The sequence below is a fragment of the Pseudomonas sp. LW8 genome, assembly GCF_041956865.1.
GTDB classification, from domain to species: Bacteria; Pseudomonadota; Gammaproteobacteria; order Pseudomonadales; family Pseudomonadaceae; genus Aquipseudomonas; species Aquipseudomonas siliginis.
In genome coordinates this window covers 3,571,667-3,588,225 of sequence record NZ_CP168138.1, presented here as the reverse complement: position 1 = coordinate 3,588,225, position 16,559 = coordinate 3,571,667, and the positions used below count along the sequence as shown (strand labels likewise).

Genomic DNA, 16,559 nt, shown 5'->3' with positions numbered 1-16,559 from the left:
ATTTGAACCGAGTCGCACCCTTCGCGAGCAGGCTCGCTCCCACATTGGAACGTGTTTTACCTGTGGGAGCGAGCCTGCTCGCGAATGCGGTCGCTCACGCGATAAAACCCAGCCCACTGGTCAACTAATTACCAAGCCCCCTAACTATTGCGTTGACATTCGCTGCCTAAGCAGTAACATCTCGACATACATTCACTGCCTAGGCAGTTATCAGGTCGACCCATGAAGCATTTCACTCCGGAAGAATTCAAACATTGCCACCTCGGCCTGTTGCTCGGTCGTGCCGCGTTGCTCAAGGACCGGATCATCGATACCCACATGGAACCCCACGGCATCACCGCCGCGCAGTTCAAGGTGTTGATCATCATGGCCCAGTTCGGCGTCGACACCCCGGCCGAGCTGTGCCGCCATCTGTCGCTTGACAGCGGGTCGATGACGCGCATGCTCGATCGCCTCGAGCAGAAGGCTTTTCTGATTCGCCAGCGCAGCGAAGGCGACCGGCGTCAGGTGCAGTTGAAGCTGACCGAGCAGGGCCAGCAACTGGCTGATCGTCTGCCGCACATCGGTGCCGATGCGATGAATGAGCTGGCCGGCGCGATCTCCCGCGAAGAGTTGAAAACCCTGGAATACATCCTCAAGAAAATCCTGCTGGCCGCCGGTGACCCGATCACCATACAGCGTCTAGGTGATCACAATGAGCGCTAACACTTTGCGCAGCAGTCTGACGCTGCTGTTGTCGGCGATGATCCTCGCCGGTTGCGCCAATTACAGCGGCCTCGACACTGAAGGCCAGCGCCTCGACGCGAAGAGCCTGAAGACAGCGCAGTCTCTGGACGGCGTCAGCCTGTCGCCGGCGGCGTGGCCGAAAAGCGATTGGTGGAGCAGCCTCGGTGATCCGCAGCTCGACGGCCTGATCCGCGAAGCCCTGCAAGACAGCCCGGACATGCAGATCGCCGCAGCCCGCGCTCATCAGGCCAGTGCCGCCGCCTATGCCGCCGATGCCGAGCGTTATCCGACCCTCGACGCCAGCGCCGGCATCAGCCGTTCGCGGCTGGCTCGTGATCAGGATCCGCTGGGGCAGGGCGGTGCCTATGCGACGGTGCGCAATGTCAGCGCCGGTTTCAATTACAACTTCGATTTGTGGGGCGGCCAGCGCGATGCCTGGGAAGCCGCCCTCGGCGAGGCTCGCGCTGCTGAAGTCGACCGTCAGGCCGCGCAGCTGACACTTGCCGCTGACGTCGCCCGTGCGTATAGCGATCTCGGTCAGGCGCACATCGTTTATGACCTTGCCAGCGAAGACCTCAAGCGCACCCGGCAAATGCTCGACCTCAGTCAGCGCCGCTTGAGTTCGGGGATCGATAGCCAGTACCAGTTCCAGCAAACCCAGAGTCTGGAAGCCAGTTCTCAAGCGAGCCTGATCGACGCGGAAAAACGCCTGAACAGCGCGAAAATCGCCTTGGCGGTATTGCTCGGCAAAGGCCCGGATCGTGGCAACGAAATCGCTCGACCGAAAGTTCTGCAAGCCAGCGCCGTGGCGGTGCCGTCGGTGTTGCCGGCGGAACTGCTCGGCCGCCGCCCGGATCTGGTCGCGGCGCGCTGGCGGGTCGAGGCGGCGAGCAAAGACATCGATGCGGCGAAAACCCGCTTCTATCCCAACCTCAACCTGTCGGCCTCGGCCGGCGCCGAGTCGTTGCTGGGTGATGCGATGTTCGGTTCGGCCAGCCGTTTCTTCAACATCGCGCCGACCGTATCGCTGCCGATTTTCGATGGCGGACGCTTGCGCGCCAACCTCGATGCGCGCGACGCCGATTACGATCTGGCGGTGGCGCAGTACAACAAGAGTCTGGTCAAAGCCCTGGGCGATGTCGGCGATACGATCAATCAGTTACGCGATATCGGCCGGCAGATCGGCGCGCAGCAACATGCCACCGACATCGCTCAGGATTCTTACAACACCGTCGTCCAGCGTTACGGTTCCGGCATCGGCAACTACCTGGACGTGCTCAGCATCGAGCAGCAATTGCTCCAGGCACAGCGTCAGCTGGCGACCCTCAATGCCGAGCAGATCGACCTGTCGATTCAACTGATGCAAGCGCTGGGCGGCGGCTTTCAGGGTGAAAACCTGAACGCAGCCAACGCCAGCCCCGCCTCGTCGCACCATTAATTCAAGGTATTTGTCATGGCCACTGCCGAAAACACCCAAGCTCAAGACAACACCCCGGACACCGGCAACCCGCGCAAACGCAAGGTGATGCTGCTGGCCCTCGCCGTGGTCGTCCTGCTCGCCATTGCCGGCGTCTGGGCCTATCACGAATTCATCGGGCGCTTTAACGAAAGCACCGACGATGCCTACGTCAACGGCAACGTCGTGGAGATCACGCCGCTGGTCACCGGCACCGTGGTCAGCATCGGCGCCGACGACGGTGATCTGGTCCATGAAGGCCAGGTGCTGGTCGACTTCGACCCCAACGATGCCGAAGTCGGCCTGCAGAGTGCCAAGGCCAAACTGGCGCGCACCGTGCGTCAGGTGCGCGGTTTGTACAGCAACGTCGACGGCATGAAAGCGCAGGTCAACGCGCAGCAGGCCGAAGTGCAGAAAGCCCAGGACAACTACAACCGCCGCAAAAATCTGGCCCAAGGCGGGGCGATTTCCCAGGAAGAACTGTCCCACGCCCGCGACGACCTGACCTCGGCGCAGAACGCACTGGCCAACGCCAAACAGCAACTGAAAACCACTAGCGCACTGGTCGACGACACCGTGGTCTCGTCGCATCCAGACGTGATGTCGGCAGCTGCCGATCTGCGTCAGGCCTATCTGACCAATGCGCGCAGCACCTTGATTGCGCCGGTCACCGGTTACGTCGCCAAGCGCACCGTGCAACTCGGTCAGCGCGTACAGCCGGGCACCGCGCTGATGGCGGTGATTCCGCTGGATCAGCTGTGGATCGACGCCAACTTCAAGGAAACCCAACTGCGCGACATGCGCATCGGCCAGCCTGTCGATATCGAGGCCGATATTTATGGCAGCGACGTGAAATACAGCGGCACCGTCGACAGCCTCGGTGCCGGTACGGGTAGCGCGTTTGCTCTGCTGCCGGCACAGAACGCCACCGGTAACTGGATCAAGATTGTTCAGCGTGTGCCGGTGCGTATCCACATCAACGCCGAAGAGCTGGCCAGGCACCCGCTGCGTGTCGGTCTGTCGACCAATGTCGAGGTCAATCTGCACGACCAGAGCGGCCCGGTGCTGGCCCAGCAACCGCCGCAAAAGGCCTCGTTCAGCACCAACGTCTACGAGCGCCAACTGGCCGAAGCGGACGCGATGATTGCCCAGTTGATTCACGACAACAGCGCAGCAGCAGGCAAGACCGCACAGCGCTGAGAGCACACCGGATCAGAAGCAGGCTCTGTGGTGAGGGGTTATCTGTGGCGAGGGGATTTATCTGTGGCGAGGGGATTTATCCCCGCTGGACTGCGCAGCAGGCCCGTTTTTCCTGAGCCAAAAGAGGGGCCGCTTCGCGACCCAGCGGGGATAAATCCCCTCGCCACAAGGGCCTGTTACCACAGGGCCGGCTGTGTTCATCAGGCCGCAGCGACCATCAGGTTTCATAGGATTCACAATGAGCAATAACGCTTCTTTCACGCCGCCCAGCCTGTTGCTCAGCACCATCGGCCTGTCGCTGGCGACGTTCATGCAAGTGCTCGACACGACCATCGCCAACGTGGCGCTGCCGACGATTTCCGGCAACCTCGGGGTGAGTTCGGAGCAGGGCACCTGGGTCATCACTTCGTTCGCCGTGAGCAACGCGATTGCGCTGCCGCTGACCGGTTGGCTCAGCCGCCGCTTCGGCGAGGTGAAGCTGTTTCTGTGGGCGACGATGCTGTTTGTACTGGCGTCGTTTCTCTGCGGTATCTCCACTTCGATGCCTGAGCTGATCGGCTTTCGTGTGCTGCAAGGCCTCGTGGCCGGGCCGCTGTATCCGATGACGCAGACGCTGTTGATCGCGGTGTATCCGCCGGCCAAACGCGGGATGGCCCTGGCATTGCTGGCGATGGTCACGGTGGTCGCGCCGATTGCCGGGCCGATTCTCGGCGGCTGGATTACCGACAGTTACAGCTGGCCGTGGATCTTCTTTATCAACGTGCCGATCGGCATCTTTGCGGTGATGGTGGTGCGTTCGCAACTGGCGAAACGGCCGGTGGTGACCAGTCGCCAGCCGATGGATTACGTCGGCCTGATCACCCTGATCATTGGCGTCGGCGCGTTGCAGGTGATCCTCGACAAGGGCAATGATCTGGACTGGTTCGAATCGAACTTCATCATCATCGGCGCGGCGATTTCCGTGGTCGCGCTGGCGGTGTTCGTGATCTGGGAAATGACCGACCGCCATCCGGTGGTCAACCTGCGCCTGTTCGCCTATCGCAACTTCCGCATCGGCACGCTGGTGCTGGTCTTGGGTTACGCCGGGTTCTTCGGCATCAACCTGATCCTGCCGCAGTGGCTGCAAACGCAAATGGGTTACACCGCGACCTGGGCGGGACTTGCCGTGGCGCCGATCGGGATTCTGCCGGTGTTGCTGTCGCCATTTGTCGGCAAATACGCGCACAAGTTCGACCTGCGTCTGCTCGCCGGCATTGCGTTTCTGGCGATTGGCCTGAGCTGTTTCATGCGCGCCGAGTTCACCAACGAGGTCGACTTCCAGCACATCGCTCTGGTGCAGTTGTTCATGGGTATCGGTGTGGCGCTGTTCTTCATGCCGACCCTGAGTATTCTGATGTCGGACTTGCCGCCGAGCCAGATTGCTGACGGCGCAGGCCTGGCGACGTTCCTGCGGACATTGGGCGGCAGCTTTGCGGCGTCGCTGACCACCTGGATCTGGATTCGCCGGGCCGATCAGCATCATGCGTATATGAGCGAAAGCATCAGCACGTTTGAGCCGGCCACCCGCGAGACCCTGAATCAGTTGGGTGGGGCGAGCCAGTCGGCGTATGCGCAGATGGACCAGATCCTCACCAGCCAGGCGTACATGCTTTCGACCGTGGATTACTTCACGTTGCTAGGGTGGGGATTCATGGGGCTGATTTTGATTGTATGGCTGGCGAAACCGCCGTTTGCCGCCAAGGCCGGGCCGGCAGCTTCGGGGCACTAGAATCAAGAGCCCCTCACCCTAACCCTCTCCCGGAGGGAGAGGGGACTGACCGCGGTGCATGTTCGAGGTACATCGACTTGCGATACCGAGTCGAACTCAGGTTTTGAACTGCATGCGATCAGCTCCCTTTCCCCCTCGCCCCCCTGGGGGAGAGGGCTGGGGTGAGGGGGTAAAGCTCTTCAGCCGTGCGGCAATGCCAGCGGCGGGGCGAAATCGAACGGCGCCAAGGCATACCCGCTCTCATCCACCTGCAACGCCCAACCCTGACGATCCCAATCCCCCAGCACAATCCGCTTCGCCGCTTGTTCACCCAGCTGCAACTTGTGAATTGCCGGGCGATGGGTATGGCCGTGGATCAGGGTTTTCACGCCGAATTCGTGCATCACTCGCGGAATCTCTTCCGGGGTGACATCGACGATGTCATTGGCCTTCATCCGCGTCTGTGCGCGGCTTTCGCTGCGTAGCTTGCGCGCCAGTTTATGGCGGCTGCGCAGTGGCAGGTGACGGAGGATGAACAGGGTAATCGGGTTGCGCAGGTAGCGGCGCAGCTTCATGTAGCCAACGTCGCGGGTGCACAGGCTGTCGCCGTGCATCAGCAGCACCGGCTCGCCGTAGAACTGCACGACACTCGGGTCCTTCAGCAATGTGCAGCCGGCCTGTTTGCAGAAGGCCTTGCCGAGCATGAAGTCGCGATTGCCGTGCATCAGGAATATGGCCGTGCCGCTGTCGCTCAAATCGCGCAGGGCTTGGCAGATGGAACGCTGAAAGGGCGTCATGGCGTCGTCGCCAATCCACGCCTCGAAGAAGTCGCCGAGGATGTACAACGCACTCGCCGAGCGGGCGCGTCCGGCGAGCAAATCCAGAAACGCCCGGGTAATGTCCGGGCGCTCCTCTTCCAGATGCAAGTCTGAAATCAGCAATATCACGCTGCGATGATCTCGGCTTTCTCGATGATCACGTCGTCTGCGGGTACGTCCTGGTGGCCGGACTTGGAAGTGGTCGACACGCCTTTGATCTTGTCGACAACGTCGGTGCCGGCGGTCACTTTACCGAATACCGCGTAGCCCCAGCCCTGAGTGGTCTTGCCGCTGTGGTTGAGGAAGGTGTTGTCGGCGACGTTGATGAAGAACTGCGCCGAAGCCGAATGCGGCTCCATGGTGCGGGCCATGGCGACGGTGTATTTGTCGTTGGAGAGACCGTTGTCCGCTTCGTTCTGGATGCTTGGGCGCTTGTCTTTCTTTTCTTTCATGCCAGGCTCGAAACCGCCGCCCTGGATCATGAAGTTACCGATGACGCGGTGGAATACGGTGTTGGTGTAGTGACCGGCGTTGACGTACTCGATGAAGTTGGCAACGGTGATCGGCGCCTTTTCAGCGTTCAGTTCGATGACGATGTCGCCATGGTTGGTGGTCAGTTTGACTTGAGTCATGGTCATTACTCTTCATAGGGAATTCGTGGTTCTGGGACCTTTAGCCCCACAACCGGTTCAGCCTGCTTCGGCCAAGGTGCGCAGTTTAGCGTGACAGGCGCGAATTTCGAGGCGGTTTTTCATTTCCCGGCGATTAAATGCGTGCCTTTATAAGAGCTGCTCTGTCAGGCCCTTGACAGCATCGGCTATGATAGCGGCTTTGTTTTGTCTGGCCCCTCTTTGCGGCCGCGCACCTGTACGTCAAGGATCCTATGAGCAAGCCCACTGTCGACCCTACCTCGAATGCCAAGTCCGGCCCTGCCGTGCCGGTCAACTTCCTGCGGCCGATCATCCAGGCAGACCTGGACTCGGGCAAGCACACCCAGATCGTGACTCGCTTTCCGCCGGAGCCCAACGGCTACCTGCACATCGGCCACGCCAAGTCGATCTGCGTCAACTTCGGCCTGGCCCAGGAGTTCGGTGGCGTCACGCACCTGCGTTTCGACGACACCAACCCGGCCAAGGAAGATCAGGAATACATCGACGCCATCGAAAGCGACGTCAAATGGCTGGGCTTCGAATGGTCCGGTGAAGTGCGCTACGCCTCGCAGTATTTCGACCAGTTGCACGACTGGGCCGTCGAGCTGATCAAGGCCGGCAAGGCCTACGTCGACGACCTGACCCCGGAACAGGCCAAGGAATACCGTGGCAGCCTGACCGAGCCGGGCAAGAACAGCCCGTTCCGTGACCGTTCGGTTGAGGAAAACCTCGACCTTTTCGCGCGCATGAAGGCCGGTGAATTCCCTGACGGCGCGCGCGTGCTGCGGGCGAAGATCGACATGGCCTCGCCGAACATGAACCTGCGCGACCCGATCATGTATCGCATTCGCCACGCCCATCACCACCAGACCGGCGACAAGTGGTGCATCTACCCGAACTACGACTTCACCCACGGTCAGTCGGACGCCATCGAAGGCATCACGCATTCGATCTGCACCCTTGAGTTCGAAAGCCATCGTCCGCTGTACGAGTGGTTCCTGGAGAACCTGCCGGTGCCGGCGAACCCGCGCCAGTACGAGTTCAGCCGTCTGAACCTGAACTACACGATCACCAGCAAGCGCAAGCTCAAGCAACTGGTTGACGAGAAGCACGTCAACGGCTGGGACGATCCGCGCATGTCCACGCTGTCGGGCTTCCGCCGCCGTGGCTACACGCCGAAATCGATCCGCAACTTCTGCGAAATGATCGGCACCAACCGGTCCGACGGCGTGGTCGATTTCGGCATGCTCGAATTCAGCATCCGTGACGACCTCGACCACAGCGCCCCGCGCGCCATGTGCGTGCTGCGTCCGCTGAAAGTGGTCATCACCAACTACCCGGAAGGCCAGGTCGAAAAACTCGAACTGCCACGCCACCCGAAAGAAGACATGGGCGTGCGCGCGCTGCCGTTCGCCCGGGAAATCTACATCGACCGTGAAGACTTCATGGAAGAACCGCCGAAGGGCTACAAGCGCCTGGAACCGGCCGGTGAAGTGCGTCTGCGCGGCAGCTACGTGATCCGCGCCGACGAAGCGATCAAGGACGCCGACGGCAACATCGTCGAACTGCGTTGCTCGTACGACCCGGATACCCTGGGCAAGAACCCGGAAGGGCGCAAGGTCAAAGGCGTGATCCACTGGGTGCCGGCCGCCGCCAGCGTCGAGTGCGAAGTACGTCTGTACGATCGCCTGTTCCGTTCGCCGAACCCGGAGAAGGCCGAAGACAGCGCCAGCTTCCTCGACAACATCAACCCTGACTCGCTGCAAGTGCTGACCGGTTGTCGCGCCGAGCCATCGCTCGGCAACGCACAGCCGGAAGACCGTTTCCAGTTCGAGCGCGAAGGCTACTTCGTCGCGGACCTCAAGGACTCGAAACCCGGTCAGCCGGTATTCAACCGTACCGTGACCCTGCGTGATTCGTGGGGCCAGTGAGTGAGTCAAGGAACTAACGTGCTAACGATCTACAACACGCTCACCAAGAGCAAAGAAGTCTTCAAGCCGCTTGATGGCAACAAGGTGCGCATGTACGTCTGCGGGATGACCGTGTACGACTACTGCCACCTCGGCCACGGCCGCAGCATGGTCGCGTTCGACCTGGTGACGCGCTGGCTGCGCTTCAGCGGTTATGACCTGACCTACGTGCGCAACATCACCGACATCGACGACAAGATCATCAATCGCGCCCGCGAGAACGGTGAATCGTTCGAAGCGCTGACCGAGCGCATGATCGCCGCGATGCACGAAGACGAAGCGCGCCTGAACATCCAGAAGCCGGACATGGAACCGCGCGCCACCGATCACATCGCCGGCATGCACGCGATGATCCAGACCCTGATCGACAAGGGCTACGCCTACGCGCCGGGCAATGGCGACGTGTACTATCGCGTCGCCAAGTTCATGGGCTACGGCAAGCTGTCGCGCAAGAAGATCGAAGATTTGCGCATCGGTGCGCGCATCGAGGTCGACGAGTCGAAACAAGACCCGCTCGATTTCGTTTTGTGGAAAGCCGCCAAGCCGGGCGAGCCGAGCTGGGAATCGCCATGGGGCGCCGGACGTCCGGGCTGGCACATCGAGTGCTCGGTGATGTCGACGTGCTGCCTCGGTGAGACTTTCGATATTCATGGCGGCGGCAGCGACCTGGAGTTCCCGCACCACGAAAACGAAATCGCCCAGAGCGAAGCGGCCACCGGCAAGACCTACGCCAACGCGTGGATGCATTGCGGGATGATTCGCATCAATGGCGAGAAGATGTCCAAGTCCTTGAACAACTTCTTCACCATCCGCGACGTGCTCGACAAGTACCACCCGGAAGTGGTGCGTTACCTGTTGGTCTCGAGCCACTACCGCAGCGCGATCAACTATTCGGAAGACAACCTCAAGGACGCCAAGGGCGCACTGGAGCGTTTCTACCATGCGTTGAAAGGCCTGCCGAGCGTGGCGCCGGCCGGTGGCGAGGCGTTCGTCGAGCGTTTCACCACGGTGATGAACGACGACTTCGGCACGCCGGAAGCCTGCGCCGTGCTGTTCGAGATGGTGCGCGAGATCAACCGTCTGCGCGAGAGCGATCTTGATGCAGCGGCGGGGCTGGCGGCACGTCTGAAAGAACTGGCGAGTGTGCTGGGTGTGTTGCAACTTGAGGCCGATGACTTCCTGCAGGCGGGCGCTGAAGGGCGTGTCGATGCGGCTGAGGTTGATGCGCTGATTGCGGCGCGTCTGGCGGCTCGGGCGAGTAAGGATTGGGCTGAGTCCGATCGTATCCGTGATCAGCTTACGGCGATGGGTGTCGTGCTGGAAGACGGCAAGGGTGGGACTACCTGGCGTCTGGCTGACTGAGGCCCAAAGCCCCTACCATGATCGTTCCTACGCTCTGCGTGGGAATGCCTCAACGGACGCTCCGCGTTCGGCTCTGTAGGGACGCAGAGCGTCCCGGGCTGCATTCCCACGCAGAGCGTGGGAACGATCGACTTTCAATGCACGGCACCAATCCCCTGTGGGAGCGAGCCTGCTCGCGAAGAGGCCCGTCCAGACAACTTGTCATTCAGCCTGCCGCAACCGCTTGTACAGCGTATTGCGGCTAACCCCCAGCCGCCGCGCTAGATGCGAAATATTCCCTCCAGCCGCCTTCAACTCCCTGTTCAACGCCTCCACATCGTTGAGATCCAGCCCCAGCGGCGCCGCTGTTTCCACCGGTTCCATCTCCAGGTCGACAAAAAAATCATCCGGCAAATGCTCCGGTCGCACTGGTTGTTCCTCGGCCATGGCCAACGCCACCTGCATCACGCTGCTGACCTGACGCAAATTCCCCGGCCACGGATGCTTGTCAAACAACTCCAGAACTTCAGGGCTCAGCCCCGCCCATTGCGTCGGCTCGCGATGCTGCTCCCACAGTCGTTTGAACAGCGCCTGCTTGTCACTGCGCTCACGTAACGGCGGCAGCTCCAGGGTCAGGCCGCCGATGCGGTAGTACAAGTCTTCGCGGAATCGGCCCAGTTGCACCTGCTCGCGCAACGAACGGTTGGTCGCGGAAATGATCCGCAAATCAACCGGGAACAACTCGCTGCTGCCCACCGGCTGCACGCAACGCTCCTGCAACACCCGCAACAAGCGCGCCTGAGTTGGCAGCGGCATGTCACCGATCTCATCGAGAAACAGCGTGCCTTTGTCGGCCTTGCGGATCAGGCCGATGCTGCCTTTCTGGTTGGCCCCGGTAAACGCGCCTTTCTCGTAACCGAACAACTCGGACTCGACCAGTTCAGCGGGGATCGCCGCGCAGTTCACCGCGATGAATGCCTGTTTTTGCCGGGAGCTGGCCTGATGCAAGGCTTTGACGAACACTTCCTTGCCGACGCCGGTTTCACCGTGAATCAGTAGCGGAATGTCTTTCTCCAGCAAACGCTCGGCCTGGCGCACGGCTTTTTCCACACGGCTGTCGCCGAAATGCAGCGTGTTGAGGCTGATCACGCTGGCTGGCGCAGGCTTGTCCTCGGCGACAAACACTCGCGCCTGCACCGGTGCCTGTTTCGGCCGTTTCAGCAAACACTGGAAACGGTTGCGTCCAGAGGTCTGCAGGGCAAACGGCAGACCCTCGGGCTGATTGATCAACTCCAGCAGCGACACCTTGAACAGGCTTTCAACGCTGACGCGCGACAAACGCACACCGAGCAAATTGTCGGCGCGGCGATTGGCCGACAGCACTTGACCGCTTTCATCGAAGATCAGCAACCCGGCCCACTGGCTGTCGAGGTTGTTCAACCCGGTGTTGAATGTCAGTTGAAAGTGCTGGCCATGGAACAGGTTGAGGATCAGCCGGTTTTCCACGGTCTGGCTCATCATCTTGACCATGCCGAGGGTGTGCGAGGGTGGCAGATAGCTGTCGCTGGAGACATCGAGCACGGCGATGACCTTGCGCTCGGCGTCGAAAATCGGCGCGGCGGAGCCGGTCATGAAGCGGTTGGCCTTGAGGAAGTGTTCATCGTGTTCGATGTGCACAGCCTGCTCACAGGCCAGTGCGGTGCCGATTGCATTGGTGCCGCTGCTGCGCTCCATCCAGCTCGCCCCGGCCTGAAAGCCCCGGGCCAGATTCGGTTCGATAAAGCGCTGTGTGCCCCATGAGGTCAGCACTTGGCCCTGATTGTCGGCGAGCATGATCAGGCAGTTGGAATTGCTGAGGATGTTTTCGTAGTAGGGCAGGACTTCCTGATGCGTGGTCTGCACCAGCGAATGATGGCTGTCGAGCAATCGTGCAATGCCGGCGGCGGGTAATTGATCGAAGGCCGGCGCGCTCTGGTGGTCGAGGCCGAACGCGCGGCAACGTTGCCAGGAGGTCTGGACGATCGCGTCGTGGGACAGCGGCGAAGCAGGTGCGGCCATGGGGCGAGCCTCTGAGTGCAGCGATTTTATTATTGTTATGAGCCCGATCTTCAAAACTACACAAATCCCCATGTGGGAGCGAGCCTGCTCGCGAAAGCGTCGGTTCAGTCAATGGATTCATTGAATGACACACCGATTTCGCGAGCAGGCTCGCTCCCACAGGGGATCCATTTTGCATTCAGGATTGGGCAAAAGCGTGCATAGAGTGTTGTTCACTATTGTTCATTGTCAATCACCCCGACTGTTCAAAAGTGTTCAGCTGTGAACGCCATTTCCTCGCGTAATCAACGATTTTCACGGCAAATCAACCACTTGCCATTTCTGGCACGAATGTCGCTCTGTTGCTCCGGTCGCTTGACTCCAAAAATAAAAAAGGCCGAGCCATGTCACTCACCCTGGAGCACGTCAGCCGTACCGTCGAGGGCCAGATCTGGATCGACGATGCGTGCCTGAAATTCGAACCCGGATCCTTCAACGTACTGCTCGGGCGCACCCTGTCCGGCAAGACCAGCCTCATGCGCCTGATGGCCGGCCTCGACAAGCCCGACAGCGGCCGCGTGCTGATGAACGGTGTCGACGTCACCCAGCGCCCGGTGCGGCTGCGCAACGTGTCGATGGTCTATCAGCAGTTCATCAATTACCCGACCATGACGGTGTTCGAGAACATCGCCTCGCCACTGCGTCAGGCCGGCATCTCGAAAGAGATCATCCACAGCAAGGTGCAGGAAACCGCACGCATGCTGCGCATCGAGAAGTTCTTGCAGCGCTATCCGCTGGAGCTCTCCGGTGGGCAGCAACAGCGCACGGCCATGGCCCGCGCCCTGGTCAAGGATGCTGAACTGATCCTCTTCGACGAGCCGTTGGTCAACCTCGACTACAAGCTGCGCGAAGAGCTGCGTCAGGAAATGCGCGAGCTGTTCAAGGCGCGCCACACCATCGCCATTTACGCCACCACCGAACCCAACGAAGCGCTGGCCCTCGGCGGCACCACGACCATCCTGCACGAAGGCCGGGTGATTCAGAGCGGCCCGTCGACCGAGGTCTATCACCAGCCGCAGTCGGTGCTCGCCGCTGAATTGTTCTCCGAACCGCCGATCAACCTGATGCCGGGACGCATTGCCGGCAACGAAGTCAGCTTCGCCAACTTCGTACACTTTCCGTTGAACGTCGATCTGCGCCCGGTGGGCGAGGGTGAGTTCCGCTTCGGCGTACGCCCGAGTCATATCTCGCTGGTGCCGAGCAACGATGACGATCTCGAATTGGCCGTGACCGTCGAGGTCGCCGAAATCAGCGGTTCGGAAACCTTCCTGCATGTGCGCAACGAGCATTTTCTGCTGGTGCTGCACTTGCCGGGTGTTCATGAATACGACGTCGATGCGCCGATCCGCATCTATATCCCGACCCACAAACTGTTCGTTTTCGATGCGCAGGGCCGTCTGGTGCAAGCACCGGGCCGGCGTGTCGCGAGGGTTGCCTGATGGCCGAAATCCGTTTGCAGCACCTCGCCCACAGCTACAGCAAAACCCCGAGCGGCGCGGAGGATTATGCGATCCGCGAGATGGATCACGTCTGGGAGCAGGGTGGCGCCTATGCTTTGCTCGGCCCGTCCGGTTGCGGCAAGTCGACCTTGCTCAACATCATTTCCGGCCTGCTCAGCCCGTCCCAGGGCCACGTGTTATTTGACGGCAAAGCGGTCAACGACCTCACGCCGGAGAAGCGCAACATCGCCCAGGTTTTCCAGTTTCCGGTGGTCTACGACACCATGACCGTGTTCGACAACCTCGCTTTCCCGCTGCGAAACCAGGGCATGGCCGAGGCGAAAGTGCACAGCAAGGTGCAGGAAATTGCCGAAGTGCTCGACCTGCAGAATCTGCTGAGCAAGAAGGCGCGCAATCTCACCGCCGACGAAAAGCAGAAAGTCTCCATGGGCCGTGGACTGGTGCGCGATGACGTCTCGGCAATCCTCTTCGATGAGCCGCTGACGGTGATCGACCCGCACCTGAAGTGGAAGCTGCGGCGCAAGCTCAAGCAGATCCACGAGCAGTTCAACATCACCATGGTCTACGTCACCCACGACCAACTTGAAGCCTCGACCTTCGCTGACAAGATCGCGGTCATGTACGGCGGTCAGATCGTTCAGTTCGGCACGCCACGGGAATTGTTCGAGCGGCCGAGCCACACCTTTGTCGGCTATTTCATCGGCAGCCCGGGGATGAATCTGATTGAGGTGCAGCCGCAGCCCGGGGGCGTCGGTTTCGCCTCGACGCACCTGCCGTTGTCCGACGCCTTGCAGCGCCATATCGAGCACGGCCAGTGGAAAAATCTCAAGGTCGGCATCCGCCCGGAGTTCATTCATGTGTGGGACGAGCCGTTTGACGACGCGATGCAAGCCAAAGTCGTACACGTCGAAGACCTCGGCACCTACAAGATCATGACTCTCAACCTCGACGGCGCGCCGTTGAAGGTGCGTCTGGCCGAAGACAAACCGGTGCCGCAGGGCACGGCTTACATCAGTTTCCCGGCGCAATGGCTGATGGTCTATGCCGATGAATTTCTCCTGGAAGTCAGCGACGAGGAGGCGCAGCCATGAACAAAGTGCAGAACAACAAGGCCTGGTGGCTGGTGTTGCCAGTGTTCCTGCTGGTGGCGTTCAGTGCGGTGATCCCGATGATGACCGTGGTCAACTATTCGGTGCAGGACATCTTTGACCAGTCCAGCCGCTACTTCGTTGGCGCTGACTGGTACAAGCAAGTGCTGCTCGACCCGCGTTTGCACGACTCGTTGCTGCGCCAGTTCATCTATTCAGCCTGCGTGCTGCTGATTGAAATCCCGCTGGGCATCGCCGTCGCGCTGACCATGCCGACCAAGGGTCGCTGGTCCTCGGTGGTGCTGATCATTCTGGCGATACCGCTGCTGATTCCGTGGAACGTGGTCGGCACCATCTGGCAGATTTTCGGCCGCGCGGACATCGGCCTGCTCGGTTCCAGCCTCAACGCGATGGGCATCAGCTACAACTACGCGGCCAACACCATGGACGCCTGGGTGACGGTGCTGGTGATGGACGTCTGGCACTGGACTTCGCTGGTCGCGCTGTTGTGTTTCTCCGGCCTGCGGGCGATTCCCGACGTCTATTACCAGGCGGCGCGGATCGACCGCGCCTCGGCCTGGGCGGTGTTCCGCCACATTCAGTTGCCCAAGCTTAAGAGCGTGCTGCTGATCGCGGTGATGCTGCGCTTCATGGACAGTTTCATGATCTACACCGAGCCGTTCGTGCTCACCGGCGGCGGGCCGGGCAATGCCACAACCTTCCTCAGTCAGACGTTGACGCAGATGGCGGTAGGGCAATTCGACCTCGGTCCGGCAGCGGCGTTTTCGCTGGTGTACTTCCTGATCATCCTGTTGGTGTCGTGGCTGTTCTATACCGCCATGACGCACTCCGACGCCAACCGCTGAGGCCCGGCCATGAGCAAGAGAAAGCTTATTCCATTGCTGGTGTACATCCTGTTCCTGCTGGTGCCGATCTACTGGCTGTTGAACATGTCGTTCAAGAGCAACACCGAAATCCTCGGCGGCCTGACGCTTTTCCCACAGGAATTCACGCTGGCGAACTACAAGGTGATCTTCACTGATCCGAGTTGGTACACCGGTTATCTGAACTCGCTGTATTACGTCAGCCTCAACACGGTGATTTCCCTGAGCGTGGCGTTACCGGCGGCTTACGCGTTTTCACGCTATCGTTTCCTCGGCGACAAACACCTGTTCTTCTGGCTGCTGACCAATCGCATGGCGCCGCCGGCGGTGTTTTTGCTGCCGTTCTTTCAGTTGTATTCGTCGATCGGCCTGTTCGACACGCACATCGCCGTAGCCTTGGCGCACTGCTTGTTCAACGTGCCGCTGGCGGTGTGGATTCTGGAAGGTTTCATGTCTGGCGTGCCCAAGGAGATCGACGAAACGGCCTACATCGACGGCTACAGTTTCCCTAAGTTCTTCGTGAAGATTTTCATCCCGTTAATCGGCTCCGGCATCGGCGTCACGGCGTTTTTCTGCTTCATGTTTTCCTGGGTCGAACTGCTGCTGGCGCGCACGCTGACCTCGGTCAACGCCAAGCCGATTGCGGCAGTGATGACGCGCACGGTGTCGGCATCGGGGATCGATTGGGGCGTGCTGGCAGCAGCGGGGGTGTTGACCATCCTGCCGGGCATGCTGGTGATCTGGTTTGTGCGCAACCACGTGGCCAAGGGCTTTGCCCTCGGTCGAGTCTGAGGAGCTGATGATGGAATGGATGAGCTGGACGACACCGACCGCCGCGTTCTTCATCGGCATCGGTCTGATTCTGGTGGGCATGACCACCTGGGAATTGCGCTCGCCGAGCATTCTGCGGCGCGGGTTTCTGCCGATTGCCACCACCCGTGGCGATCGCTTGTTTATCGGTCTTCTCGGCAGCGCCTACCTGCATTTGCTGGTAATCGGCGTCACCGACTGGAGCATCTGGGTGGCGTCCGCGTTGTCCCTGGTGTGGCTGTTGGCTGTGATGCGTTGGGGCTAGTCGAATCGTTCGGCAACGCGGCTCCACAACTTAAACAGGAGGTCTCT

Annotated in this window: 14 protein-coding genes; 11 read left to right on the top strand and 3 right to left on the bottom strand. The window is 60.5% G+C overall.

Annotated features, from left to right (window positions below):
• Window positions 1-222 precede the first annotated feature (222 nt).
• The 4 genes from AB9L16_RS16175 to AB9L16_RS16160 all read left to right on the top strand — a co-directional run bounded on the left by AB9L16_RS16175 (window position 223) and on the right by AB9L16_RS16160 (window position 5,150).
• Complete coding sequence (locus AB9L16_RS16175; protein WP_024013429.1) at window positions 223-705, top strand: MarR family winged helix-turn-helix transcriptional regulator; 483 nt, start codon at window positions 223-225, stop codon at window positions 703-705.
• On the top strand, window positions 695-2,164 hold the full coding sequence (locus AB9L16_RS16170; protein WP_375122386.1) for an efflux transporter outer membrane subunit: 1,470 nt from the start codon (window positions 695-697) through the stop codon (window positions 2,162-2,164). The genes AB9L16_RS16175 and AB9L16_RS16170 overlap by 11 nt, the downstream gene beginning before the upstream one ends.
• 15 nt (window positions 2,165-2,179) lie before the next feature.
• Complete coding sequence (locus AB9L16_RS16165) at window positions 2,180-3,382, top strand: efflux RND transporter periplasmic adaptor subunit (protein WP_375122385.1); 1,203 nt, start codon at window positions 2,180-2,182, stop codon at window positions 3,380-3,382.
• A 238-nt stretch (window positions 3,383-3,620) separates the two neighbouring features.
• On the top strand, window positions 3,621-5,150 hold the full coding sequence (locus AB9L16_RS16160) for a DHA2 family efflux MFS transporter permease subunit (RefSeq protein WP_206421885.1): 1,530 nt from the start codon (window positions 3,621-3,623) through the stop codon (window positions 5,148-5,150).
• A gap of 179 nt (window positions 5,151-5,329) precedes the next feature.
• On the opposite strand, the gene lpxH is transcribed toward AB9L16_RS16160, so the two are convergent.
• Both lpxH and AB9L16_RS16150 read right to left on the bottom strand, forming a co-directional pair.
• Window positions 5,330-6,076: a UDP-2,3-diacylglucosamine diphosphatase gene (lpxH, locus tag AB9L16_RS16155; protein WP_252876571.1), complete on the bottom strand. Its 747-nt coding sequence runs from the start codon at window positions 6,074-6,076 to the stop codon at window positions 5,330-5,332.
• On the bottom strand, window positions 6,073-6,579 hold the full coding sequence (locus tag AB9L16_RS16150) for a peptidylprolyl isomerase (protein WP_150634928.1): 507 nt from the start codon (window positions 6,577-6,579) through the stop codon (window positions 6,073-6,075). The genes lpxH and AB9L16_RS16150 overlap by 4 nt, the downstream gene beginning before the upstream one ends.
• Window positions 6,580-6,830: 251 nt before the next feature.
• On the opposite strand from AB9L16_RS16150, the gene AB9L16_RS16145 reads away from it, so the two are divergent.
• Together AB9L16_RS16145 and cysS are read left to right on the top strand one after the other, a co-directional pair.
• The gene (locus tag AB9L16_RS16145; protein ID WP_375122384.1) at window positions 6,831-8,528 is read left to right on the top strand and encodes a glutamine--tRNA ligase/YqeY domain fusion protein; all 1,698 of its coding nucleotides are present in this window, start codon (window positions 6,831-6,833) and stop codon (window positions 8,526-8,528) included.
• Window positions 8,529-8,546: 18 nt separating this feature from the next.
• Window positions 8,547-9,929 (top strand): cysteine--tRNA ligase, encoded by a 1,383-nt coding sequence (cysS, locus tag AB9L16_RS16140; RefSeq protein ID WP_095182076.1) that lies wholly within the window; start codon window positions 8,547-8,549, stop codon window positions 9,927-9,929.
• 201 nt (window positions 9,930-10,130) lie between these two features.
• Here the strand turns inward: cysS and AB9L16_RS16135 are convergent, their stop codons facing one another.
• Window positions 10,131-11,966: a sigma-54-dependent Fis family transcriptional regulator gene (locus AB9L16_RS16135; protein ID WP_375122383.1), complete on the bottom strand. Its 1,836-nt coding sequence runs from the start codon at window positions 11,964-11,966 to the stop codon at window positions 10,131-10,133.
• A gap of 383 nt (window positions 11,967-12,349) precedes the next feature.
• On the opposite strand from AB9L16_RS16135, the gene AB9L16_RS16130 reads away from it, so the two are divergent.
• From AB9L16_RS16130 to AB9L16_RS16110, 5 genes are read left to right on the top strand one after another with little or no spacing between them, the layout of a single operon-like run.
• Window positions 12,350-13,444 (top strand): ABC transporter ATP-binding protein, encoded by a 1,095-nt coding sequence (locus AB9L16_RS16130; RefSeq protein WP_016775291.1) that lies wholly within the window; start codon window positions 12,350-12,352, stop codon window positions 13,442-13,444.
• A complete protein-coding gene (locus AB9L16_RS16125) occupies window positions 13,444-14,556 on the top strand; it encodes an ABC transporter ATP-binding protein (RefSeq protein WP_016775290.1) in 1,113 nt (370 codons plus the stop codon). The genes AB9L16_RS16130 and AB9L16_RS16125 overlap by 1 nt, the downstream gene beginning before the upstream one ends.
• Window positions 14,553-15,419 (top strand): carbohydrate ABC transporter permease, encoded by an 867-nt coding sequence (locus tag AB9L16_RS16120; protein ID WP_007912484.1) that lies wholly within the window; start codon window positions 14,553-14,555, stop codon window positions 15,417-15,419. Before AB9L16_RS16125 ends, AB9L16_RS16120 begins: the two co-directional genes overlap by 4 nt.
• 9 nt (window positions 15,420-15,428) lie before the next feature.
• On the top strand, window positions 15,429-16,229 hold the full coding sequence (locus tag AB9L16_RS16115; protein WP_041477086.1) for a carbohydrate ABC transporter permease: 801 nt from the start codon (window positions 15,429-15,431) through the stop codon (window positions 16,227-16,229).
• A 10-nt stretch (window positions 16,230-16,239) separates the two neighbouring features.
• A complete protein-coding gene (locus AB9L16_RS16110; protein ID WP_038861868.1) occupies window positions 16,240-16,512 on the top strand; it encodes a DUF2160 domain-containing protein in 273 nt (90 codons plus the stop codon).
• Window positions 16,513-16,559 lie beyond the last annotated feature (47 nt).

What these genes read in the sequence shown, in the direction of transcription:
- AB9L16_RS16120 (WP_007912484.1), top strand. Translation starts at nt 14,553, where the DNA reads ATGAACAAAGTGCAGAACAACAAGGCCTGGTGGCTGGTGTTGCCAGTG.
- AB9L16_RS16145 (WP_375122384.1), top strand. Translation starts at nt 6,831, where the DNA reads ATGAGCAAGCCCACTGTCGACCCTACCTCGAATGCCAAGTCCGGCCCT.
- AB9L16_RS16110 (WP_038861868.1), top strand. Translation starts at nt 16,240, where the DNA reads ATGGAATGGATGAGCTGGACGACACCGACCGCCGCGTTCTTCATCGGC.
- AB9L16_RS16150 (WP_150634928.1), bottom strand. Translation starts at nt 6,579, where the DNA reads ATGACTCAAGTCAAACTGACCACCAACCATGGCGACATCGTCATCGAA.
- AB9L16_RS16135 (WP_375122383.1), bottom strand. Translation starts at nt 11,966, where the DNA reads ATGGCCGCACCTGCTTCGCCGCTGTCCCACGACGCGATCGTCCAGACC.
- AB9L16_RS16160 (WP_206421885.1), top strand. Translation starts at nt 3,621, where the DNA reads ATGAGCAATAACGCTTCTTTCACGCCGCCCAGCCTGTTGCTCAGCACC.
- AB9L16_RS16170 (WP_375122386.1), top strand. Translation starts at nt 695, where the DNA reads ATGAGCGCTAACACTTTGCGCAGCAGTCTGACGCTGCTGTTGTCGGCG.
- AB9L16_RS16115 (WP_041477086.1), top strand. Translation starts at nt 15,429, where the DNA reads ATGAGCAAGAGAAAGCTTATTCCATTGCTGGTGTACATCCTGTTCCTG.
- AB9L16_RS16125 (WP_016775290.1), top strand. Translation starts at nt 13,444, where the DNA reads ATGGCCGAAATCCGTTTGCAGCACCTCGCCCACAGCTACAGCAAAACC.
- AB9L16_RS16165 (WP_375122385.1), top strand. Translation starts at nt 2,180, where the DNA reads ATGGCCACTGCCGAAAACACCCAAGCTCAAGACAACACCCCGGACACC.
- AB9L16_RS16175 (WP_024013429.1), top strand. Translation starts at nt 223, where the DNA reads ATGAAGCATTTCACTCCGGAAGAATTCAAACATTGCCACCTCGGCCTG.
- AB9L16_RS16130 (WP_016775291.1), top strand. Translation starts at nt 12,350, where the DNA reads ATGTCACTCACCCTGGAGCACGTCAGCCGTACCGTCGAGGGCCAGATC.